General features: G+C 66.4%; 25 protein-coding genes. 10 read left to right on the top strand and 15 right to left on the bottom strand.

All coding sequences use genetic code 11. The features are described 5' to 3' along the window. Positions 1-107: 107 nt before the first annotated feature. The 6 genes from ACZ1II_RS07855 (at position 108) to ACZ1II_RS07830 (ending at position 5877) form a co-directional block, all read left to right on the top strand. Complete coding sequence (locus ACZ1II_RS07855) at positions 108-1463, top strand: M48 family metalloprotease (RefSeq protein WP_465145922.1); 1356 nt, start codon at positions 108-110, stop codon at positions 1461-1463. Between the two features lie 75 nt (positions 1464-1538). After that, entirely contained in the window at positions 1539-2249 is a 711-nt protein-coding gene (locus tag ACZ1II_RS07850; RefSeq protein ID WP_465145921.1) for a DsbA family protein, read from the top strand. A gap of 65 nt (positions 2250-2314) precedes the next feature. Continuing rightward, positions 2315-3478: a sensor histidine kinase gene (locus ACZ1II_RS07845; RefSeq protein WP_465145920.1), complete on the top strand. Its 1164-nt coding sequence runs from the start codon at positions 2315-2317 to the stop codon at positions 3476-3478. 46 nt (positions 3479-3524) lie between these two features. Next, the gene (locus tag ACZ1II_RS07840) at positions 3525-4322 is read left to right on the top strand and encodes a LytR/AlgR family response regulator transcription factor (RefSeq protein ID WP_465145919.1); all 798 of its coding nucleotides are present in this window, start codon (positions 3525-3527) and stop codon (positions 4320-4322) included. Between the two features lie 177 nt (positions 4323-4499). Next, a complete protein-coding gene (nadC, locus tag ACZ1II_RS07835) occupies positions 4500-5360 on the top strand; it encodes a carboxylating nicotinate-nucleotide diphosphorylase (protein ID WP_465145918.1) in 861 nt (286 codons plus the stop codon). An 82-nt stretch (positions 5361-5442) separates the two neighbouring features. Beyond that, positions 5443-5877 carry a hypothetical protein gene (locus ACZ1II_RS07830; protein WP_465145917.1) on the top strand — a complete coding sequence of 145 codons (435 nt, stop codon included), beginning with the start codon at positions 5443-5445 and terminating at the stop codon, positions 5875-5877. A 7-nt stretch (positions 5878-5884) separates the two neighbouring features. On the opposite strand, the gene ACZ1II_RS07825 is transcribed toward ACZ1II_RS07830, so the two are convergent. Beyond that, positions 5885-6340, bottom strand: coding sequence for a nucleoside deaminase (locus tag ACZ1II_RS07825; RefSeq protein ID WP_465145916.1), 456 nt, complete (start codon positions 6338-6340; stop codon positions 5885-5887). 118 nt (positions 6341-6458) lie between these two features. Here ACZ1II_RS07825 and rpmB point away from each other — a divergent pair, with 118 nt between their 5' ends. After that, positions 6459-6749, top strand: a complete 291-nt coding sequence (rpmB, locus tag ACZ1II_RS07820; RefSeq protein WP_465145915.1) for a 50S ribosomal protein L28 — start codon at positions 6459-6461, stop codon at positions 6747-6749. 207 nt (positions 6750-6956) lie between these two features. Here the strand turns inward: rpmB and ACZ1II_RS07815 are convergent, their stop codons facing one another. From ACZ1II_RS07815 to xseA, 4 genes are all read right to left on the bottom strand, one after another. Then, complete coding sequence (locus ACZ1II_RS07815; RefSeq protein ID WP_465145914.1) at positions 6957-7937, bottom strand: esterase-like activity of phytase family protein; 981 nt, start codon at positions 7935-7937, stop codon at positions 6957-6959. A gap of 77 nt (positions 7938-8014) precedes the next feature. Further along, positions 8015-8887: a M23 family metallopeptidase gene (locus tag ACZ1II_RS07810; RefSeq protein WP_465145913.1), complete on the bottom strand. Its 873-nt coding sequence runs from the start codon at positions 8885-8887 to the stop codon at positions 8015-8017. After that, positions 8884-9087 carry a DUF2093 domain-containing protein gene (locus tag ACZ1II_RS07805; protein ID WP_147215998.1) on the bottom strand — a complete coding sequence of 68 codons (204 nt, stop codon included), beginning with the start codon at positions 9085-9087 and terminating at the stop codon, positions 8884-8886. The genes ACZ1II_RS07810 and ACZ1II_RS07805 overlap by 4 nt, the downstream gene beginning before the upstream one ends. A gap of 27 nt (positions 9088-9114) precedes the next feature. Next, positions 9115-10665: an exodeoxyribonuclease VII large subunit gene (gene xseA / locus ACZ1II_RS07800; protein ID WP_465145912.1), complete on the bottom strand. Its 1551-nt coding sequence runs from the start codon at positions 10663-10665 to the stop codon at positions 9115-9117. Between xseA and purD the strand changes: the two genes are divergently transcribed. Both purD and ACZ1II_RS07790 read left to right on the top strand, forming a co-directional pair. Continuing rightward, on the top strand, positions 10627-11928 hold the full coding sequence (gene purD / locus ACZ1II_RS07795) for a phosphoribosylamine--glycine ligase (RefSeq protein ID WP_465145911.1): 1302 nt from the start codon (positions 10627-10629) through the stop codon (positions 11926-11928). The two genes, xseA and purD, sit on opposite strands and share 39 nt — an antisense overlap. Next, entirely contained in the window at positions 11918-12481 is a 564-nt protein-coding gene (locus ACZ1II_RS07790) for a hypothetical protein (protein WP_465145910.1), read from the top strand. The genes purD and ACZ1II_RS07790 overlap by 11 nt, the downstream gene beginning before the upstream one ends. On the opposite strand, the gene ACZ1II_RS07785 is transcribed toward ACZ1II_RS07790, so the two are convergent. From ACZ1II_RS07785 to ACZ1II_RS07775, 3 genes are all read right to left on the bottom strand, one after another. Continuing rightward, on the bottom strand, positions 12475-12894 hold the full coding sequence (locus ACZ1II_RS07785; protein ID WP_465145909.1) for a hypothetical protein: 420 nt from the start codon (positions 12892-12894) through the stop codon (positions 12475-12477). The genes ACZ1II_RS07790 and ACZ1II_RS07785 overlap by 7 nt on opposite strands. Continuing rightward, positions 12891-13403, bottom strand: a complete 513-nt coding sequence (locus ACZ1II_RS07780) for a 3'-5' exonuclease (protein WP_465145908.1) — start codon at positions 13401-13403, stop codon at positions 12891-12893. Before ACZ1II_RS07780 ends, ACZ1II_RS07785 begins: the two co-directional genes overlap by 4 nt. Before the next feature lie 116 nt (positions 13404-13519). Further along, positions 13520-14524 (bottom strand): adenosine kinase, encoded by a 1005-nt coding sequence (locus tag ACZ1II_RS07775; RefSeq protein WP_465145907.1) that lies wholly within the window; start codon positions 14522-14524, stop codon positions 13520-13522. A gap of 118 nt (positions 14525-14642) precedes the next feature. Here ACZ1II_RS07775 and ACZ1II_RS07770 point away from each other — a divergent pair, with 118 nt between their 5' ends. After that, positions 14643-15113, top strand: a complete 471-nt coding sequence (locus ACZ1II_RS07770; protein WP_465145906.1) for a hypothetical protein — start codon at positions 14643-14645, stop codon at positions 15111-15113. Between the two features lie 154 nt (positions 15114-15267). On the opposite strand, the gene ACZ1II_RS07765 is transcribed toward ACZ1II_RS07770, so the two are convergent. Genes ACZ1II_RS07765 through ACZ1II_RS07735 form a run of 7 tightly spaced genes read right to left on the bottom strand, consistent with a single transcriptional unit; the run spans position 15268 to position 19779 of the window. Next, complete coding sequence (locus ACZ1II_RS07765; protein WP_465145905.1) at positions 15268-15636, bottom strand: HesB/IscA family protein; 369 nt, start codon at positions 15634-15636, stop codon at positions 15268-15270. After that, positions 15633-16130 (bottom strand): GNAT family N-acetyltransferase, encoded by a 498-nt coding sequence (locus ACZ1II_RS07760; RefSeq protein WP_465145904.1) that lies wholly within the window; start codon positions 16128-16130, stop codon positions 15633-15635. The genes ACZ1II_RS07765 and ACZ1II_RS07760 overlap by 4 nt, the downstream gene beginning before the upstream one ends. Continuing rightward, complete coding sequence (locus ACZ1II_RS07755) at positions 16130-16600, bottom strand: SUF system Fe-S cluster assembly protein (RefSeq protein ID WP_465145903.1); 471 nt, start codon at positions 16598-16600, stop codon at positions 16130-16132. The genes ACZ1II_RS07760 and ACZ1II_RS07755 overlap by 1 nt, the downstream gene beginning before the upstream one ends. After that, positions 16597-17796 (bottom strand): aminotransferase class V-fold PLP-dependent enzyme, encoded by a 1200-nt coding sequence (locus ACZ1II_RS07750; protein WP_465145902.1) that lies wholly within the window; start codon positions 17794-17796, stop codon positions 16597-16599. Before ACZ1II_RS07750 ends, ACZ1II_RS07755 begins: the two co-directional genes overlap by 4 nt. Then, complete coding sequence (locus ACZ1II_RS07745; protein ID WP_465145901.1) at positions 17793-18530, bottom strand: SufD family Fe-S cluster assembly protein; 738 nt, start codon at positions 18528-18530, stop codon at positions 17793-17795. Before ACZ1II_RS07745 ends, ACZ1II_RS07750 begins: the two co-directional genes overlap by 4 nt. Further along, positions 18527-19282: a Fe-S cluster assembly ATPase SufC gene (sufC, locus tag ACZ1II_RS07740; protein ID WP_465147257.1), complete on the bottom strand. Its 756-nt coding sequence runs from the start codon at positions 19280-19282 to the stop codon at positions 18527-18529. The genes ACZ1II_RS07745 and sufC overlap by 4 nt, the downstream gene beginning before the upstream one ends. Positions 19283-19284: 2 nt before the next feature. After that, on the bottom strand, positions 19285-19779 hold the full coding sequence (locus ACZ1II_RS07735) for a DUF559 domain-containing protein (protein WP_147215976.1): 495 nt from the start codon (positions 19777-19779) through the stop codon (positions 19285-19287). Positions 19780-19785 lie beyond the last annotated feature (6 nt).

Here is a 19785-nt window from a genome sequence, read left to right as displayed (position 1 = left end):
TGGAGCGCGCACTCTTGCCAGAGAATGCTCCGCCGTTAGGCTGGTAAGCATTCTGCAAACCGGCTGCCTTCAGCGCCGGTTCAGGCCCGGAGGCCCCAAGGACGAGCATGCCTTTCGCGCGAATTGCCGCACTCTTCCTGAGCATCCTGGCGCTGCTCGGCTGGTCCGCCGCACCGGCCAGCGCGCAGTCGATCCTGCGCGATGCCGAGACCGAGGCCCTGCTCAAGGACATGGCCAAGCCGCTGGTCACGGCGGCGGGACTCAATCCCAATCACGTCGATATCGTTCTGGTCAACGATTCCTCGGTCAACGCCTTCGTGGCGGGCGGGCAGGCGGTCTACGTCAACAGCGGCCTCATCAACCAGGCAGATACCGCCGCCGAAGTGCAGGGGGTGATCGCGCACGAACTGGGTCACGTCACCGGCGGCCATGCCGTGCTGAATCAGGGCGCGCGGCCGGCCACCAACATCTCGATCCTCTCGCTGCTGCTCGGCGCTGCCGCTGCCGCTGCGGGCGGGGGAGAGGCGGCGCTGGGCGTCATCATGGCCGGGCAGCAGGCTGCCATGGGCAAGTACCTGGCCTATAGTCGCTCGCAGGAGGCCTCCGCCGACGCTGCCGGTGCCCAGTACCTTTCCACGGCGGGAATCAGCGGTCGCGGTTCGGTGGAGTTCTTCAAGAAGCTCCAGAATCTGGAATTCCGCTACGGCTACCGGCCGCAGAGCGGGGACGAGTTCTATTCCACCCATCCGCTGACCGGCGATCGCATCCAGACGCTTCAGGACGTCTACGAGAAGGACCCGGCCTGGACCAGGCCGGACGATCCGCAGATTCAGCAGCGTTTCATGCGGATCAAGGCCAAGCTGTTCGGCTATCTGGCCGAGCCGCGCGACGTGTTCCGGACTTATCCCGAGACCGACAACTCGGTGCCCGCCCACTATGCCCGCGCCTATGCCTATCACCGCCAGTCGCAGCTCGACCGCGCGCGGGCGGAGACCGATGCCCTGCTCGCGGTCGATGCCAACGACCCCTATTTCCTCGAACTCAAGGGCCAGATTCTGCTGGAGGCGGGACAGGCTGCGGAAGCGTTGGTGCCGCTGCGCAAGGCGACCGAGCTGACCGGCTACCAGCCGCTGATCGCCACGTTGTTCGGCCATGCCCTGATCGCCACCGAGGACCCGGCCCATTTCGCCGAGGCGCAGACGGTGCTGAAGAACGCGGTCGCCCGCGACCGGGAGAATCCCTTCGCCTGGTATCAGCTCGGCACGATCTACGCCGCCAACGGCGACATGCCCCGCGCACGGCTGGCCAGCGCCGAGCAGCAGTCGCTGACCGGCCAGATGGACGCGGCGCTGCGCAGCGCGCAGGCCGCCGAAGCGGGCCTGCCGAACAATTCGCCCGACTGGTTGCGGGCGCAGGATATCGAGATGCAGGCGCGCGCCGCACTGGAGCGCAAGAAGCGCTGAAATGTAGCGGCTATGGCCGCCGGGACCGACCTCCGCTAAGGGCGGGCTTAACACTTTACGGGATTTTCGACGACGATGGGTAATGGCACGAAGTTCGCAGTGATTGCCGGTTGCGTCGCTCTGGTCGGCGTCGGCAGCTGGTTCGGCGGCCGCGTCGCGGTCGAGAAGGTCGTGCACGACTACATCCTCGAACATCCCGAAATCCTGCCTCAGGCGATGGACAACCTCCAGCGCAAGCAGGCCAGCCAGCAGCTTTCCGGCGTGCGCCAGAACGTGGAGACGCCGTTCCCCGGCGCGGTGCTGGGCAATCCGAACGGCAAGGTCACGCTGGTCGAATTCAGCGACTATGCCTGCGGCTATTGCCGCCGCAGCCTGCCGGACGTGGCGCAGCTTCTGAAAAGCAACCCTGACTTGCGCATCGTCGTGCGCGAATTGCCGATCATCGGCCCGGAAAGCCCCGCCGCCGCCAAGATGGCGCTGGCCGCTGCCGAGCAGGGCAAGTTCCCGCAGTTCCACGATGCGATGTTCGCCATGGGCCAGGTCGATGCCCAGAGCATCGATGCCGCCGCGCAGAAGGCCGGTCTCGACATGGAGCGCGCCCGCAAGGTCGCCGCCGGACCCGCCGTGGAGCAGGAGCTTTCGCGCAATCTGGAAATCGCCGGAAGGCTCGGATTCGGCGGTACGCCGAGTTGGGTCGCGGGCGAACGGCTGATTTCCGGCGCGGTCGGCGTCGATCAGCTGTCGCAGGCGGTCGCCGAAGCGAGGGACGGCGGCAAAAAGAGCTGACGGTAACGGATGGGCGCCGTTTTCCAGAGTTTCCGCTTCGGTAATAATTCGGCTAGGAAGCGCTCATGAGCGTCCTGCCGATCCAGCCCATTCCGTTCTTTGCCAACAAGGACAAGGCCTTCTGGCGCCTTCAGTTCGTCGGTTGGAGCGGTGCGATGTTGCTTCGCACCATGTCGACGATCGCCAATGCCCAGCCCTTGTCCTCGCTGGTCCTGGTGCTGATCGCCACCGTCACCGGCTTCTCGATCTCGCTGGTGCTCTCGGTCGTCTACCGTTCGCTGATTACCAAGCGGGCGCTGATAACCTGGGGCGTGACGGCGCTGATCCTGCCTTTCGCGGTGGGGCTTCACGCCTTCATCGACGCCTGGGTGGTCTCGCTCTACCGCACCGACAGCGATTCCAGCTTCACCCAGCTGTTCCTCGGCATCTTCTACCTCGATGCGACCCTGCTGGGGGCCTGGTCGGCGCTCTATTACGCGATCAACTTCTACCTTCAGGTGGAAGAGCAGAACGACCAGATGATCCGGCTGGAGAATCAGGCGACCCAGGCCCAGCTGGCCATGCTGCGCTACCAGCTGAACCCGCACTTCCTGTTCAACACGCTGAACTCGATCTCGACGCTGGTGCTGCTCAAGCAGACCGAACCGGCCAATGCGATGCTCAGCCGCCTGTCGTCGTTCTTGCGCTACACCCTCATCAACAAGCCCTCGGCCCGCGTGACGGTGGCGACCGAGGTGGAGACGCTGAAGCTCTACCTCGACATCGAACTGATGCGATTCGAGGAACGCCTGCGCACCACCTTCAACATCGACCCGGAAACCGAGACCTGCCTTCTGCCTTCTCTGTTGCTCCAGCCGCTGGTCGAAAACTCGATCAAATATGCCGTGACTCCGCAGGAATCCGGGGCGGAGATCACCATCGTCACGCAACTCGTCGGGCCGATGCTTCGCATCACCGTCTCGGACACCGGGCCGGGCTTGCAAAGTCCGACGACCGACAACAGGTTGTCGGGCATGACTTACGATGGAGGGGAGCCGGTCTCCACTGGCGTCGGCCTGGCAAATATCCGCGACCGTCTTTCCCAGGCCTATGGCGAGCATCACCGGTTCGAGACGATTGAGCCGATCGAAGGCGGTTTCGCCGTGCTCATCGAACTCCCCGCAGAACGCCAACCCACCCCGGAAGACATGATCGAGCAGCCGCGGCAGCCTGTTTTCGCCGCGCGATGAAACATATTTGGCCCACAAGCGTTAGCCGGGCCGGAGAACGTAACTGATGACCATTCGCACCATCCTCGTCGACGACGAGAAACTCGCCATCCAGGGCCTTCAGCTTCGTCTGGAGAAGTATCCGGATGTCGAGATCATCGATACCTGCTCGAACGGCCGCGAGGCCATCCGCAAGATCAAGACGGAAAAGCCCGACCTCGTCTTCCTCGACATCCAGATGCCCGGTTTCGACGGCTTCTCGGTGGTCAAGGGCGTGATGGAGATCGAGCCGCCGCTGTTCGTCTTCGTCACCGCCTATCAGGAACACGCCGTCCGCGCCTTCGAGGCGAACGCGGTGAATTACCTGATGAAGCCGGTGGACGAGACCAAGCTCGACGATACCCTCGCCCGCGTGCGCCAGCGCATGGCCGAGAAGCGCTCGTCGGACGAGGCGGAAAAGCTCAAGACGGTGCTGGCCGAAGTGGCCCCCGACGCGATCGAGCATATCCCGGAAGAAACCGATCCCAACGCGGACCGCTACGAGAAGCTCATCAACATCAAGGATCGCGGCCAGATCTTCCGGATCGACGTCGATTCGATCGAGCACATCGAGGCTGCCGGCGACTACATGTGCATCCGCACCGCCGACAATTCGCTGATCCTGCGCGAGACGATGAAGGACCTCGAACGCCGCCTCGACCCGCGCGTGTTCCAGCGCGTTCACCGCTCGACCATCGTCAATCTCAACCAGGTCCGCCAGGTCAAGCCGCACACCAACGGCGAGTGCTTCCTGGTGCTCGATTCGGGCGCACAGGTGAAGGTCAGCCGCTCCTACCGCGACGTGATCGCTCGCTTCGTTCACTGATTCCGGGGGGCGGGACCCTTCGACAAGCTCAGGGTAAGCGGGGCAAGGCGTAACGTCCTTTCCCGCTCACGCTACCCTTTACCGTTCGGCTTTACCCCCCAACCCGCTCAGGCTGAGCTTGTCGAAGCCCATACAGGCCCTCGACTTTGCCTGCGGATCGCGCGAAAGACGCGGGCCATGAGCACATTCGCGATCCCCGGTTTCGACCTCGCCGCCTTCGTCGATGCAACGCTTGCCGAGGACCTCGGCGTGGGCCTGCCCGGCGGCGGCCATGACGTGACCTCCGAAAGCGTGATCGAGGCCGACGCGCGGTTCTCTGGCGTCATGGATTCGCGCGATGCGATCACCGTCGCCGGACTGCCGATCGCCGAAGCCTTCTTCCGCAAGCTCGATCCGGCGATGGAGATCGAAATCCTCGTCGAGGAAGGCGCCCGCGTCGAACCGGGCACCAAGCTCATGCGCCTCACCGGCAATGCCCGCGCGATGCTGACCGGCGAGCGCAGCGCGCTCAACACCGTCCAACACCTCTCCGGCGTCGCGACGATGACGCGCGAATATGTCGATGCCATGGATGGCCATGCGACGCTGCTGGACACCCGCAAGACCATTCCCGGCCTGCGCCACCTCGAAAAGTACGCAACCCGCATGGGCGGCGCCCGCAACCACCGCATGGGCCTGTGGGATGCGGCGATGATCAAGGACAACCATGTTCTCGTTGCGGGCGGCGTCGGCCCGGCAGTCGCCCGCGCGAGGGTGGCGGGCGTCGCGCAGATCATCTGCGAGGTCGACCACCTCGACCAGATCGAACCGGCCATTGCCGCCGGGGCGCATCACCTGCTGCTCGACAACATGGGACCGGACATGCTGCGCGAGGCGGTGGCGCTGGTCGCAGGCCGTGTGCCGACCGAAGCCTCAGGCGGGGTGAATCTCTCCACCATCGGCGCGATCGCCGCTTCGGGCGTGACTTACGTTTCCGTCGGCCGCCTCACCCAGAGCGCGCCCGCAGCCGATATTGGGCTGGATTTCTCGCCGCTTTAGAAGCGGTTGCGAACAGGGCAGCGCTCCGTCATGCTCCGCCGACCCTGTCCGGGGCGGACGGGGCAATAGGGGAGACATTGCCTTGCGTCCGAATTCCATCGTCCAGTTCGATCGCTTCTATCTCGGCTCTCTGGTTCTGGCGGTGATAAATTCCGCCTTTTCGATGAAGGATACGCTGTCCGATCCCAGGATCTCGAGTTCCGGTCTGGGGCTGGGCTTCGTCGTCGGCGTCCAGGTGTTCAGCTTCGCGCTGATCCTGCTTCTGTGGTTCTTCATTTCCCGCAACGCCAGCAACGTGGCGAAGTGGATACTGACGGTGCTGACCGTCGGGGGCGTGCTCATGACGATTCCCTCGCTGCCGACATTGGCCGGGCGCGGGCTGTTGAGCACGGTCGCGGTGGTGGTCATCACCGGGCTTCAGATTATCGCGGTGGTGTTCCTGTTTCGTGCCGACGCCAAGGCCTGGTTCGCTCGCAAGGGCGATGTAGCAGCGGACGACGAGAGCATCTTCAGCTGATCGCCGATCACCGCTTCGCCCGGAAGAAGCCGCGCAGCAGCTCCGCGGCTTCCGATTCGCCGATTCCCGAATAGACCTCGGGCTTGTGCAGGCACTGGTCGTGCTCGAACACGCGGGCGCCGTGTTCGACCGCGCCGCCTTTCGGATCGGCGGCGCCGTAATAGAGCCGGGCGATTCGCGCATGGACGATGGCGCCCGCGCACATCGCGCAAGGCTCCAGCGTCACCCATAGCTCGCATCCTTCCAGCCGCTCATTGCCGAGAATCCGTGCGGCGGTGCGAATCGCCTCGATTTCGGCGTGGCTGGTGGGGTCGTGGCGCTCGCGCGGGCCGTTGCGGCCGGTGGCGATCACCTTTCCGTCCTTCACGACGATCGCGCCGATCGGCACTTCGCCAGAATCGGCGGCTTCCCGCGCTTGCGCGAGCGCGAGTTCCATGTATTCGGGGAGAGGCCAGCGGGTCATGGCCAAGCGCTAGACCTTCAAAAAGCTGTGCGCAACTTGACCTTCCCCCGGGGAATCGCTAAGGGCGCGCCTTCCCGTTTCTACGGCCACAGAATTTTTTCGAGCGAGAGTTAGAGACATGTCCCGCATCTGCGAACTGACCGGCAAGGGCCGCCAGGTCGGCTGCAACGTCAGCCACGCCAACAACAAGACCAAGCGCGTCTTCCTTCCCAACCTTCAGAACGTCACGCTGCTGTCGGACGGTCTTGAGCGCAGCTTCAAGTTCCGCGTCTCGACCCACGGCCTGCGCTCGGTCGAGCACAACGGTGGCCTCGACAACTGGCTGCTGAAGACCTCGGATGCCAAGCTCAGCGCCCGCGCCGTCAAGGTGAAGCGCGAGCTGAAGAAGACCCAGGCCGCAGCTGCCTGATCCTTCACGCTTCCTGCGGGAAGCGTGAAAACATGGTCTCGCGAAGGGCGTGTAAGCTGGCTTGCGCGCCTTTTCGCACGTCCGGGTTTGGCGTGAGCGGGCTGGGATCGGCTCGTAGCGCACACTGCCGATACTAAAACCCGTCGCCCCCTCGAAGGCGGGGCCCCCGCCTTCGAGGGGGCGACGAAAAGAGGCCTAGCCTTGAGTTTAAGGAAGCTCGGCCGGATCGACGCTCAGCTTCCATAAGATCGTACGCTGGAGCGGCGAGTAATTGTCGTCCGAGATCAGCCAGACCGTCACCCGGCCATCGGTGCGTGGTGCGATGGCGATTCCCTCGAAATTGTCGATCGGCAGGTCCGAGGATAGCCGTGCTACCTCGGTGATCTTCCAGGTTCCGCCCGGACGAATCGCCTTCGGGTCGCCGATCGCGATGCGGCCTGCAAAGCGCTGGGGCATCGGCCAGACCAGCCGGCGCATCAGGATCAGCAGGCGACCGTCCGGCAATTGCGCCATGTCGGTCGGGCTGAAGCCTCTCGGTGCATCGAGCGTGAAGCTCTGGCCGTCGGGATGCTCGGTGGGGTCGCCGCGAAACAGCGCGGCCTGGTGCAGGTGGTCGCTCCAGCCCAGATAGCCTTCGCGCAGGGCCACGAATCGCCCGTCATGGAGGCGCGTCAGGGCCTCGGGGCCGGAATTGACGCCCCAATCGCTCATTACGACAGGACTGGCCTTGCGCTCGATCTCGTAGCCCGGATTCATCCGGTAGATGGCGTTGCGCCCCTCCAGCCCGAGCCAGATCATGCCCTTGTCGTCCTGCGTCGCCGATTCGACATCGCGGGCGGCCTTGTCGGCGTCCTTCGACAGCGGCAGGTCGCCCATGCGGCTTTCCACCTGCGACTGGCCGGGCGCCTTGAACTCCAGAAAACCACCCGAATCGCTCAGTGCCAGCATCGTCCCGCCGGAGCGGAGCAGGAGCGCGGAGTAGGAGCCGAAGGAATGGGTGCGGCTATGCGCCTGCCAGACTTCCTCCAGCCGGAACGCCCCGAGGCGCGGCTTTGCACGCGCGGCGGGCGGCAGGGGGAGCGGGCTGAAGGAAAGCTCGAAGCGCTTGAACTTCGGCTGTTGCGGCGCGTGCCCCCAGGTGAGCGGCAGCAGGGCCAGCAGGACGAGAAGGGCAATGGCGCGGCGCACAGGGGCGGGATAAGCATTCCCGCGAGGGCCGCAAGCCGGTTTCGGCGTAACTGCCCGGAATCGCCCCGATTGGTCGTTCAGTTCATCGGTCCGGTGAAGAGAATCGGGTCGAGCCGGGCCTCGTTCCACTTGATCGACCAGTGCAGGTGCGGCCCCGTGGCGCGGCCGGACATGCCGATCTTGCCGATCACCTGTCCCTGCCGGACATGATCGCCCTGCTTCACCAGAATCTGCGAGCAATGCAGGAAGGCGCTGTTCAGCCCCATGCCGTGGTCCAGCATCAGCAGGTTGCCTTCGAGCGTGAAGGGCTTCTCGGCGGCGAGGATCACCACGCCGTCGGCTGGCGCCACGAAAGGCGTGCCGCTGGTGCCGGTGGCGATGTCGAGACCCGAGTGATAGGCCCCAGGCTCCCCGCGATAGACGCGTTGCGAGCCGAAACGTCCGGAAATGCGCCCCTTGGCGGGCCAGATGAAGTGCTGGCGCCAGCCCTGTGCGTCCGTCTTCAAGGCGCGGGCGGCGTTGATGCGGTCGAGTTCGGGTTTGCGAATCGCCAGGAAGGCCTCGGTCGGGCCCCCTGGCTTGCGCGGAATGTTGATGTTCTCGATCTGCCAGGCGCGCGGCGAGACCGACACGGGCTGCGATATCCTGCGGCCATTCACCGTCGCGGTGAGCGTGGAGATCGTGCCGGCATCGCGGTCGAAGGCGGCGAACCACGAACCGTCCGGCGCGATCGGCACCGGCTGGCCGTTCAGCGCCAGCGCGCTCGTGCCGGAAGGCGCCTTGCCGCGCATCCAGCCGCCCTGGGTCAGCTCGCCGCTATAGGCCAAGTTTCCGGCAGCCGCAGCGAGGGGCGCGGTCGATTGCGCGCCCAGCCCGGCGAGAGCCAGAACCGAGGCGACGACGGCGCCGCCCAGAATCAGCGCGGGCGGCAGAACCTTGCGGGCGTTCATGCCTTTCCGGTGAGGCGCTTGGTCGCGATTTCGGCCGAGGCGTAAGGCTCCTGGAACTCGGCGCTCCAGTAGCGCAGTTCCTCCAGCGGAATCTTCTCGCCGGTAACGGCGCAGAGCACGAAATGTCCGCCGCTCAGGACCCGGAATCCGTTGGGTCCGTAAGTGAGCTTGGCGGGGCGGTCGGCAGAAGACATAAGCATGGGCGAAATCCTAGCAGAGCGCGGCGGTCAAAACAAATCGCCCTGCCTCGTCTCGTCCGGCTTCGGTCGTGCCGGGCGCTTCGCGGCGCTTGCTTCGGGGGCGGGTTCGGGCGCCTTGGCCACGGGGGCAGGGGCCTCGGTCCCCACCGCGACCGTCAGTTCGCCGTCGCGGAATTCCAAGGTCAGCAGTGCTTCCCGAGCCGCCGCCTCGCGGCTGGTGAGGGCGCGGCCGTCGGGTCCCTTGGCGAGGACATAGCCGCGCTCCAGCGGGCGCTTGGGATCGAGTTGCGGCAGGACGCGGGAGACTGGGGCGAGGCCGTCGCGCGCCATGGCCCAGCGGCGGGTCAGCAGGCGCGGGATCAGGCCGGTGCGTGCCAGCCGTTCCTCGCTGCGCTCCATGCGGTGGCGCAGCAGCGGCAGCGAGAGGCGCGAGGCGGTGCGGCCAAGTTGCTCGCGCTTGGCGGCGGCTTCGTCGCGCAGGCCGCGGCGCAGGCGCTCGGAGAGGTCGTCCAGCTTCTGGGCCTTGGCGGCAAGGATGGCTTCCGGCTTGGGAAGACGCTGGACGCGCGCTTCCAGACGCTCGCGGCCCAGCGTGACCGGGCGGAGCGCGCAGCGGCGCTTGCGATAGGCCAGTTCGTCGAGCGTGGCGGCGAGGTCCAGACGCACCGGCACCGCCATTTCGGCGGCGGCGGTGGGGGTGGGGGCACGGCGGTCGGCGGCATAGTCGCAGAGCGTGGTGTCGGTTTCGTGGCCCACCGCCGAGATCACCGGGATCGACGATTCGGCCACGGCGCGCACGACGATCTCCTCGTTGAACGACCACAAGTCCTCGATCGAGCCGCCGCCGCGCGCCACGATCACCAGATCGGGGCGCGGCACCGGGCCGCCGGGCTGGATCGCCGAGAAGCCGCGCACGGCATTGGCCACCTGGCTGGCGGCGCCTTCGCCCTGCACCAGCACCGGCCAGACGAGGACATGGCTGGGGAAGCGGTCGTCCAGCCGGTGGAGGATATCGCGGATCACCGCGCCGGTCGGCGAGGTGACGACGCCGATCACTTGCGGCAGGAACGGCAGTTCGCGCTTGCGCTCGGGGGCGAAAAGGCCCTCTGCAGCGAGGCGCGCGCGCAGTTTTTCCAGCAGCGCCAGCAGCGCGCCTTCACCCGCGATCTCCATCGTCTCGATGACGATCTGGTACTTCGAGCGGCCGGGATAGGTGGTGAGCTTGCCGGTGGCGATCACTTCCACGCCGTCTTCGGGCCGGAAGGCGAGTCGCTGCGCGCCGCCGCGCCACATGACGCCGTCGATCACCGCCTTGTCGTCCTTGAGCGCGCAGTAGAGGTGGCCCGATGCCGCGCGCTTCACGCCGGAAAGCTCGCCGCGCAGGCGCACGAAGCCGAAGCGGTCCTCGACGGTGCGCTTCAGAAGATTCGAAATCTCGCTGATCGAGAGCGGCGCAGCGTTGTCCCCGGCCGCTTGCTTCGCTACCAGCCCACCCGAACGACCGTCATCGAATTCGTCGTCATCGAAAGGCAAGGGCAAATGAACATCCTTCTTCTGGGCTCCGGCGGCCGCGAACATGCGCTGGCCTGGAAGCTGGCGCAATCCCCGCTTTGTGACGCGCTCTGGGCTGCCCCCGGTAATCCGGGCGTTGCCGAAGTGGCAAGCTGCATCGACCTCGATGTCACCGATCACGGTGCGGTCATCGCTTTCTGCGAAGAGAACGTCGTCGGCCTCGTGGTGATCGGCCCGGAGGCGCCGCTGGTGGACGGTCTTTCCGATTCCCTGCGCGCCGAGGGCTTCTCGGTGTTCGGCCCGAGCCAGGCAGCGGCCCAGCTCGAAGGCTCGAAGGGCTTCACCAAGGACCTTTGCGAGCGCGCGGGCATCCCCACCGCCGGTTACGACCGCGTCTCCAGCGAGGCCGATGCCATGGCCGCGCTGGCGAAGTTCGGCGCGCCGGTCGTCATCAAGGCGGACGGGCTTGCAGCGGGCAAGGGCGTGACCGTGGCCATGACCATGGCCGAGGCCGAGGAAGCCGTGCGCGAGATCTTCTCGGGCCGCTTCGGCGAGGCGGGCGCAGAGGCGGTAATCGAGGAATTCATGGAAGGCGAGGAAGCCAGCTTCTTCGCGCTGACCGACGGTTCCACCATCGTTCCCTTCGCCTCGGCGCAGGACCACAAGCGGGTGGGCGACGGCGACACCGGCCCCAATACCGGCGGCATGGGGGCCTATAGCCCTGCTCCGGTGCTGACGCCCGTGCTGGAAGCCGAAGTGCTCGAACGCATCATCGCCCCCACCGTGCGCCAGCTTGAGAACGAGGGCACGCCTTACTCCGGCGTGCTGTTCCTGGGCGTGATGCTGACCAGCGAAGGCCCCAAGCTGATCGAATACAACTGCCGCTTCGGCGATCCCGAGTGTCAGGTGATGATGCTGCGCCTCGAATCCGATCTGGTCGAGCTGCTTCATGCCTGTGCCGATAATCGTCTGGCCGCGATCGCGCCGCCGAAGTTCAGCCGCGATACCGCGCTGACCGTGGTCATGGCGGCCAATGGCTATCCCGGCACCCCCGAGAAGGGCGGTGCGATCGGCGGCATCGCGGCCGCCGAGGCAGAGGGCGCCAAGGTCTTCCATGCGGGAACCACGCTGAACGACGGCGTGCTGGTCGCCAGCGGTGGGCGCGTGCTCAACGTGACGGCGCGCGGGGCTTCGGTCAGCGAGGCGCAGGCGAAGGCCTATGCCGCGGTAGACGCGCTCGATTTCCCCACCGGCTTCTGCCGCCGCGACATCGGCTGGCGCGAAGTCGCCCGTGAGAAAGCACATCACGAGAAAGCAGATGGCCAGTAAGGCGGACTCGATCCTGAAAGTCGCGCTGGCGGTGGCGGTGGTCTTCGCCGGTGCCGGCGTGGGCTTCTACTACGGCATTTTCCTGCCCGGTCAGGCATCGCGGCAGGAAGCCCGCGAACTGGCGGCGCAGGAAGCCCGGCAGAAGCAGGAAGATGCTCAGGCCAAGGCGCAGCAGCGCCAGCAGGCCGAGCAGTCGCGCCGACAGGAAGCCGCGCAGCAGGAATATCAGGACTGCCTGAACTTCGCGGAGCTGTCCTACAAGCAGCGCTGGACCGCGAGCTGCCGCGCGCAGCACGATGCGGACGTGGCGGCGCTGGCCGACTGCGCCGACAACCTCTTCGCCACCGAGGACGGCTGCCGTGCCAAGGTCCCGGTCCGGCCGGAGCGCGACTGCGCGCTGCCCGGCCAGACGGCGCAGAGCTATTCGGATGCCCGCGAGCAGCGCAAGGCGGAATGTCTGGCGCGCTTCCAGTCGGCCCAACCGGGCGCTCAACCCCAAAATCTGTCGCAGCCGATGCCCGCTCAGGCGCCACCGCCGCCGGATACCTACTGAGCCGGTGAGCCGCGCTCGGCCAGCCAGGTCGGCGCGATCTCGATGACCGGGACTTCCCAGGGATGGGCCGCCAGAATGCGGTCCATCGCCTCCAGGAAGGCGGGATCGTCCTCGCTGCACGAAGCGTGGACCGCGAGGATCACGGTGGGCGAGAGGCTGGTCATGGCCGCCTCTCCGAACGTCGGTTTCGCCTCCGGACCCGGCGTGAAGCTCTCCCAGCCCAGTCCGATTTCCGCGACACCCTTGTAGAGGCCGAAATCTCCCAGCGGGTTGTCCTCGCGCACGATGGCAAGGATTGCGGCGAGGACGGGATCGCGCTCTCCGGCGGCGATATCGCCCGCCAGCATGGCCCGGAAGCTCTCCGGCGAAACCGGGACGTGGATGCGCACCGACAGGGCTTCGCGCAAGTTCATGCCGGTTGTTCCTCGATCAGCAGGCTGACGACCAGCGCCAGACGTTTCGCGTCCTCGCGCGCGTGGTGGGCCTTGGGCAGGCGGCGCTTCGCCTCTTCCAGCGCCGCGTCTACCTGCTCGCGGGAAAGCCCGCGCCCGGCCATCCATTCGCCGAGGAAGCGGATCGGAAAGGGCAGAGCGGCCCCGAGTTCGTGGCAGAGCACTTCCAGCCAGTACTGGTCGAGATCGGCATCGGAATAGACATCGCAGCTGCCGACGAATTCGATCATTTCGGCAAGCACCTGGGCGGGCGGCAAGCCGTCGCATTCCAGCATGGCGCGAGTGATGCCGTGGAGCGCTTCGGCTTCGCTCGACCAGTCCCAGGTTTGCCAGCGCGGTGTCGGCCTGATGAGCCAGGATCGGCTCTCGCCGTCGATTCGCGCCACGGCGACCTCGATCGGGTAGGACTGGCCATATTCGGGCAGGCAGCTCGCCTCGAAGTCGATCAGGGCGGGATCGTGATGGGCCATGGGCGCTCCGGTAGGGGACGATGGCCCAGACTGTCGCGGGAGCGACGTTTCGTCAAAGCAAAAGGGCCCCGTTCCTGCGAACGGAGCCCTTCCTGTCTTGCGAGGGTCTGGCCGGATCAGCCGACGCGCTCGGAAATCAGCGCCTTGAGGTCGGCTTCGGGGCGGGCGCCGTAGTGCGAGATGATCTCGCAGGCGCAGATCGCGCCATACTGGAGGCACTCTTCGAGGCTCTTGCCGCGGACATGGCCGAACAGGAAACCGGCGGCGAAAAGGTCGCCCGCGCCGGTGGTGTCGATGACGCGCTCGATCGGCTGGGCGCCGACTTCGGCGCGCTGGCCGCCCGAGATCGCGACTGCGCCTTCGGCGCCGCGGGTGACGACCAGCACCGGAATCTGCGGCGCAAGCTGGGCGATGCCCTTTTCGAAGTCGTCATGGCCGACAAGGGCGGCCATCTCGTGCTCGTTGCAGAACAGCACGTCGATCTTGCCGGTTTCGATCAGGTCGAGGAAGTCGGCGCGGTGACGGTCGATCACGAAGCATTCCGAAGGGGTGAAGGCGATCTTGCGACCGGCGGCGCGGGCGGCTTCGATGGCCTTGCGCATTGCGGCGCGCGGTTCTTCGGGGTCCCAGAGGTAGCCTTCGAGGTAGAGCACGGCGGCGTTGGCGATGGCGCTTTCGTCCAGCGCTTCGGCGGGCAGGTGCTGCGATGCGCCGAGGAAGGTGTTCATCGTGCGCTGGCCGTCCGGCGTCACGAAGATCAGGCAGCGTGCGGTGGGCACGCCGGCGCGGGCCGCCACGTCGAAGGCGATGCCGCCCGCGCGGATGTCGTGGGTGAAGACTTCGCCCAGCTGGTCGTCGGCGACCTGGCCGATGAAGGCGCACTTGGCGCCCAGCGCGGCCAGACCGGCGAGCGTGTTGGCGGCGGAACCGCCCGAGATCTCGCGGGCGGGGCCCATCGCTTCGTAGAGGCTCTTGGCCTGGTCGGCGTCGATCAGCATCATGCCGCCGCGCGAGAGGCCGAGTTCCTCGATCAGCGCGTCGTTGCAGTTGGCGATCACGTCGATGATGGCGTTGCCGATGGCAATCACGTCGAAAGTGGGCGGCACGGTGGGTTCAGCCATGCGAAAAGGAGTCCTTGGATTGTCTGGAAGTTGTACCGCGCGTAGCGCGCGGGCCGCCGCTTCGCAAGCGCGGCGAGAGTTGACAGCGTTCCGGGGGCGGGCGATGCGGGGCGCGATCATGACTCACGACCGTCCTGTGGCAGCCGCCCTTCCGATGATTCAGCCCAACCGCCTCAGGAGCGCTCTGGCCGCTGCCGGGCTTGCCCTGCTGCTCGCGGGGTGCGCCAGCACGTCGGGCGGCGGGGTGGCGAGCACGCCGCATCCGCCCAAGCGCGGGACGCAGATTCCCAGTGTCCGCCAGCCCACGCATACCGCGCGCGATCCCAGTTTTCAGACGATTCCGGGCGCGGAAGGGGTGATCGGATCGAACGAGAGCCAGCTCGTGCGGATGTTTGGAGAGCCACGCCTCAACGTCTGGGAAGGCGATGCGCGCAAGCTGCAATTCACCGGCAAGGCCTGCCTGCTGGACATCTACCTCTACCCCTCGGCCTCCTCGAAGGAGCCGCGCGCGTCCTATATCGACGCGCGGCGGGTATCGGACGGGCAGGATGTCGACCGCGCGGCCTGCATCGCGGCGCTGCGCAAATAGGGATTCTTTTGAAAATTCGCTAAAGGCGAATTTTGCGGCACCGGCCCACGCCCCCACCCTACCACCCAACGGTAGTATCCTGCGGGTGGTAGGGTGGGGGCGTGGGCCGGTGCCGCTCTAAAAATGCCCTCGCGGGCATTTTTCAAATGGACACTTAAACCGTAAAGCTCTCGCCGCAGCCGCACGAACCCTTGGCATTCGGGTTGGCGAAGACGAATCCGGCGGTGAAGTCGTCTTCCACCCAGTCCATGATGCTGCCGATCAGATAGAGCACCGAGGCGCCGTCGATGTAGAACAGGCCGCCGGGGGTCTCGATCTTCTCGTCGAAGGCCTTTTCCTCGCTGACGTAGTCCACCGAATAGGCCAGCCCCGAGCAACCCCGACGCGGGGTGGAGAGGCGCACGCCGATGGTGCCTTCGGGGGCCTCGCTCATCAGCTTGGCGATGCGCGCTTCGGCATTGGCGGTGAGGATGACCGCCGCCGGACGCTGGCGTGCGGGCTTCGTTTCAGTTGCGGTGGTCATAGCTTCTTTTCCCAGAACAGCGCGGTGCCCGCCTGCGGGTCCAGCGCATAATCGCCGTAGCCGAGCGCGGCGTAGAGGCCTTTGGCCGTGTCATTGCCGCTCAGCACTTCGAGAGTGATCTTGCAGGCGCCGCGCGTGCGGGCCTCTGTCTCTACCGCCAGCATCAGCGCGCGGCCCACGCCCTTGCCGCGCGCCTCGGGCAGCACGGCCATGTCGTGGATGTTCACCAGCGGACGCGCGGCGAAGGTCGAGAATCCGGTGATGCAGTTCGCCAGACCCAAGGCCTCGTCACCGGCGAAGGCCAGCAGCGAAAAGGCGCCGGGGTGCGCGGCAAGGCCGGGCACCAGCCGCTCGCGCACGTCGTCGGACAGCGCCTTGCCCCCACCCATCGGATCGCGCGCATAGCTGTCGAGCAACGCGACCACGCGCGCGGCATCGGCCGCGTCGGCATAGTCGGCAAGACGCACGGTAAGAGTGGGGGCAAGCGTCGCCATCAGAGCATGCCGAGTTCGAGCTTGGCCTCGTCGGACATCTTGACCATGTCCCACGGCGGGTCCCAGACGAGGTTGACCTCGGCATCGCGCACGCCGGGCACGGCGGCCACGCGCATCTCGACTTCGCCGGGCATCGATTCCGCCACCGGGCAATGCGGCGTGGTCAGCGTCATCGTCACCGCGACCGAAGCCTCGGGCGAGACTTCGACGCCGTAGATCAGGCCGAGGTCGTAGATGTTCACCGGAATCTCGGGATCGAAGATTTCCTTGAGCGCGTCGATCACGCCGTCGTAGATCGCGCCGCCGGGCTGGCCGGGGTCGATGCCCTGCGGCTTTTCGGCAAGAAATCCGTCCAGATAATCGCGCTTCCGCTCAGCGGGGGGAACCGGCACGTCTTCCACTCGCGCACGGGGCGCGGGCGTTACCGAATCGACTTCCTCGACGGTGAATGTGGGCTTCTCGTCACTCATCCAAAAATTCTCCGGGTGCGCTCGATACCCTTCATGAGCGCCTCGATATCGCTGTCGTCGCTATAGATGCCGAAGCTGGCGCGGGCCGTGGCGGGAACGCCAAGGTGGTCCATCAGCGGCTGTGCACAGTGGTGGCCGGCACGGATCGCGACGCCCTCTTCATCCAATATGGTGCCGAGGTCGTGCGGATGCACCCCGTCCATCGCGAAAGAAACGATGCCGACCGAATCCGCCGGGCCGAACAGGGTGATGTCGTTGCGCTTGCCGAGTTCGGCGCGCAGGCGTGCGGCCAGATCGCGTTCGTGGCGCTCGGCACGGTCGAGGCCTTGCGCGGTCAGCCAGTCGATGGCGGCGGCAAGGCCAAGGGCCTCGACGATCATCGGCGTGCCTGCCTCGAAGCGCTGCGGCGCCGGGGCGTAAGTCGTCTTCTCGAAGGTGACGCGGTCGATCATCGACCCGCCGCCCTGCCACGGGGGCATGGCATCGAGCAGCGCCTTCTTCGCCCAGAGCGCGCCGATCCCGGTGGGACCGTAGAGCTTGTGCGCGGAAAAGACGTAGAAATCACATTGCATCGCCGCCACGTCGAGGGCGATGCGCGGCGCCGCCTGGCAGCCGTCGATCAGCAGCTTGGCGCCGACGGCATGGGCCAGCTTCGCGGCATGTTCCACGTGAAGCACCGAGCCGAGCACGTTCGAGACATGCGCAAAGGCCACCAGCTTGTGCGCGGGGGTGAGGATACGCTCGGCCGCTTCGAGGTCGATCCGGCCGTCTTCGGTCAGCGGGCAGACGTCGATCTCCACGCCGGTACGGTCGCGCAGCAGCTGCCACGGCACGATGTTGGAGTGATGCTCCAGCACCGAAAGCAGGATGCGGTCACCGGCCTTGAGGTTCTGCACGCCCCAGCTCTGCGCGACGAGGTTGATCGCCTCGGTCGCGCCGCGGGTGAAGACGATCTCATCCTCGTGCCCGCCGAGGAACGCGGCGACCTTGCGGCGCGCGGCCTCGAAGGCCAGCGTCATCTCGGCAGAGCGGGCATAGACGCCGCGATGCACGGTCGCATAGTCGCGGCCCAGCGCATTCACGGTGGCGTCGATCACCGCCTGCGGCTTCTGCGCGGTCGCGCCGGTGTCGAGGTAGTGCCAGTTGCCCGCAAGTCCGGGGAACTGGTCCTTGAGGACGAGCGTATCGGTACTCACAGAATCGCCTCCAGACGGGCAATCGCGGCCTCGCTCAGTTCCGCTTCGCCGGGCGCGCCGGTGAAGGCTTCGGCGATGAAGGCCTGGAGCATCAGTCGCTTGGCCTCGGGCGGGGTGAGGCCGCGGCTCATCAGGTAGAACAGTCCGTTGGCGTCGAGTTCGCCCACCGCGCAGCCATGCGCCGCCTTGACGTCGTCGGCATAGATTTCGAGTTCCGGACGGGCATTGGCGGTCGCGGTGCGATCCAGCAGCATGGCGCGGACCGATTGCTCGGCATCGGTGCCGTCGGCCCCGCGCTCCACCGCGATGCGGCCGAGGTAAGTGCCGACCGAATGGCCCGCGAGCGCGGTGCGCACGATCTGGCTGGACGTGGCGTTCAGCCCGGCGTGGGTGACTTCGGTGACGACCTCCAGCGTCTCGCTGCCGGTGGCGAGCTGCGCCGCGCCCAGCGTGAAATCGGCGCCTTCGGCCAGTCGCACATCGACCGCGATGCGGCCATAGACCGGCCCTGCCGAAAGCACGCGAAGGTCGAACTTCGCGCCTTTGCCCAGCGAGATCACGAGGTGACGGGCCACCGCGGCAGCACCGTCCTCGACGATCTGGAGCGATTCGTCGCCGCCGTCAGCCACGACGATTTCCTCGCGCGCGATCGGCCAGACACCGGCCAGCGCGTCGATGTCGGAATAGCGGAAGTCTTCGTGCTTCCGCGTCGGGAGAGCAGCGACTTCGCTCATGCGGCGGTTTCCTGAACCACGGCTTCGTAACCCTCTTCCTCAAGCCGCAGCGCGAGGTCCGGGCCGCCGGTCTTGACGATGCGGCCTGCCGCGAGGACGTGCACGAAGTCCGGCTTCACGTAGTCCAGCAGGCGCTGGTAGTGGGTGATCAGCAGCACCGCCTTGTCGGGCGCGCGCATGATAGCATTGATGCCCTCGCCGCAGATACGCAGCGCATCGATGTCGAGGCCGGAGTCGGTCTCGTCCAGGATCGCCAGCTTGGGATCGAGGATGCCCATCTGCACCATCTCGGCGCGCTTCTTCTCGCCGCCGGAGAAGCCGACGTTCACCGGGCGCTTCAGCATGTCCATGTCCATGCGCAGCAGGCCCGCCTTTTCGCGGGCGAGCTTCAGGAATTCGCCGCCCGAAAGCGGTTCCTCGCCCCGGCCCTTGCGCTGGGCATTGGCCGCTTCGCGCAGGAACTGGACGAAGGAGACGCCGGGAATCTCGACCGGGTACTGGAAGCCCAGGAACAGGCCGGCGGCGGCACGCTCATGCGGTTCCAGTTCGAGCAGGTCCTGACCCAGGAAATCCACCGAGCCGCCGGTCACTTCGTAGCCCGGACGGCCGCCGAGCGTGTAGCCCAGCGTGGACTTGCCCGCGCCGTTCGGCCCCATGATCGCGTGAATCTCGCCCGGATTGATCGTCAGCGAGAGACCCTTGAGGATGGGCTTTTCGGCAACATTGGCCTGAAGGTTATCGATCTTGAGCATAGTCATCCTTCGGCTCCCTCGTCGAAGCGGGGGGCGGCAGTGGTCCCGGCCTTCCGGCGCGCGGAGCGCTTGTCGAACGGCACGTTGAGTTCGGTGGTGATCTCGCGCACGACGCCGTCGATGCGGTCCAGCACTTCATCTTCGGAGAAGCGCAGCACGCGGATGCCCACTTCGATCAGCTTGCGGTCCTGCAGCTCGTTGACGTCCGGGTTGGAGTCTTCGGGGCTGAGCTGCACGACGATCCAGCGCGAGGGGCAGGCGAAATCGACGATCGTCGAACCGACCACCGACTGGCGGCTGAACTTCACGCCGCCCAGCTTCGAGCCGGACAGCTCTGCCCAGAGCGCCTTCTGCGCCTCGCTAGGGTTGCGGCGCATTTCCTTGGCCCGCTCCTTGAGCGTTTCGAGGCGCGCGCCGGTCACGTTGAAGCTGGCCTTGGCGTCGGCCTTCGGCGCGGCGTCCTTGCTGATGCCGAGGGTCTTGCGGGCGGCGGTCATGCGGGG

This window comes from Novosphingobium sp. BL-S-20 (assembly GCF_055521635.1).
The sequence above is the reverse complement of the archived record's forward strand: the minus strand, read 5'-3'. Positions and strand labels throughout refer to the sequence as shown.

Coding starts and splice junctions, on each gene's coding strand:
- ACZ1II_RS07855 (WP_465145922.1), top strand. CDS start 108: ATGCCTTTCGCGCGAATTGCCGCACTCTTCCTGAGCATCCTGGCGCTG.
- ACZ1II_RS07850 (WP_465145921.1), top strand. CDS start 1,539: ATGGGTAATGGCACGAAGTTCGCAGTGATTGCCGGTTGCGTCGCTCTG.
- ACZ1II_RS07845 (WP_465145920.1), top strand. CDS start 2,315: ATGAGCGTCCTGCCGATCCAGCCCATTCCGTTCTTTGCCAACAAGGAC.
- ACZ1II_RS07840 (WP_465145919.1), top strand. CDS start 3,525: ATGACCATTCGCACCATCCTCGTCGACGACGAGAAACTCGCCATCCAG.
- nadC (WP_465145918.1), top strand. CDS start 4,500: ATGAGCACATTCGCGATCCCCGGTTTCGACCTCGCCGCCTTCGTCGAT.
- ACZ1II_RS07825 (WP_465145916.1), bottom strand. CDS start 6,340: ATGACCCGCTGGCCTCTCCCCGAATACATGGAACTCGCGCTCGCGCAA.
- rpmB (WP_465145915.1), top strand. CDS start 6,459: ATGTCCCGCATCTGCGAACTGACCGGCAAGGGCCGCCAGGTCGGCTGC.
- ACZ1II_RS07810 (WP_465145913.1), bottom strand. CDS start 8,887: ATGAACGCCCGCAAGGTTCTGCCGCCCGCGCTGATTCTGGGCGGCGCC.
- ACZ1II_RS07805 (WP_147215998.1), bottom strand. CDS start 9,087: ATGCTTATGTCTTCTGCCGACCGCCCCGCCAAGCTCACTTACGGACCC.
- purD (WP_465145911.1), top strand. CDS start 10,627: ATGAACATCCTTCTTCTGGGCTCCGGCGGCCGCGAACATGCGCTGGCC.
- xseA (WP_465145912.1), bottom strand. CDS start 10,665: ATGTTCGCGGCCGCCGGAGCCCAGAAGAAGGATGTTCATTTGCCCTTG.
- ACZ1II_RS07790 (WP_465145910.1), top strand. CDS start 11,918: ATGGCCAGTAAGGCGGACTCGATCCTGAAAGTCGCGCTGGCGGTGGCG.
- ACZ1II_RS07785 (WP_465145909.1), bottom strand. CDS start 12,894: ATGAACTTGCGCGAAGCCCTGTCGGTGCGCATCCACGTCCCGGTTTCG.
- ACZ1II_RS07780 (WP_465145908.1), bottom strand. CDS start 13,403: ATGGCCCATCACGATCCCGCCCTGATCGACTTCGAGGCGAGCTGCCTG.
- ACZ1II_RS07775 (WP_465145907.1), bottom strand. CDS start 14,524: ATGGCTGAACCCACCGTGCCGCCCACTTTCGACGTGATTGCCATCGGC.
- ACZ1II_RS07770 (WP_465145906.1), top strand. CDS start 14,643: ATGACTCACGACCGTCCTGTGGCAGCCGCCCTTCCGATGATTCAGCCC.
- ACZ1II_RS07765 (WP_465145905.1), bottom strand. CDS start 15,636: ATGACCACCGCAACTGAAACGAAGCCCGCACGCCAGCGTCCGGCGGCG.
- ACZ1II_RS07760 (WP_465145904.1), bottom strand. CDS start 16,130: ATGGCGACGCTTGCCCCCACTCTTACCGTGCGTCTTGCCGACTATGCC.
- ACZ1II_RS07755 (WP_465145903.1), bottom strand. CDS start 16,600: ATGAGTGACGAGAAGCCCACATTCACCGTCGAGGAAGTCGATTCGGTA.
- ACZ1II_RS07745 (WP_465145901.1), bottom strand. CDS start 18,530: ATGAGCGAAGTCGCTGCTCTCCCGACGCGGAAGCACGAAGACTTCCGC.
- sufC (WP_465147257.1), bottom strand. CDS start 19,282: ATGCTCAAGATCGATAACCTTCAGGCCAATGTTGCCGAAAAGCCCATC.
- ACZ1II_RS07735 (WP_147215976.1), bottom strand. CDS start 19,779: ATGACCGCCGCCCGCAAGACCCTCGGCATCAGCAAGGACGCCGCGCCG.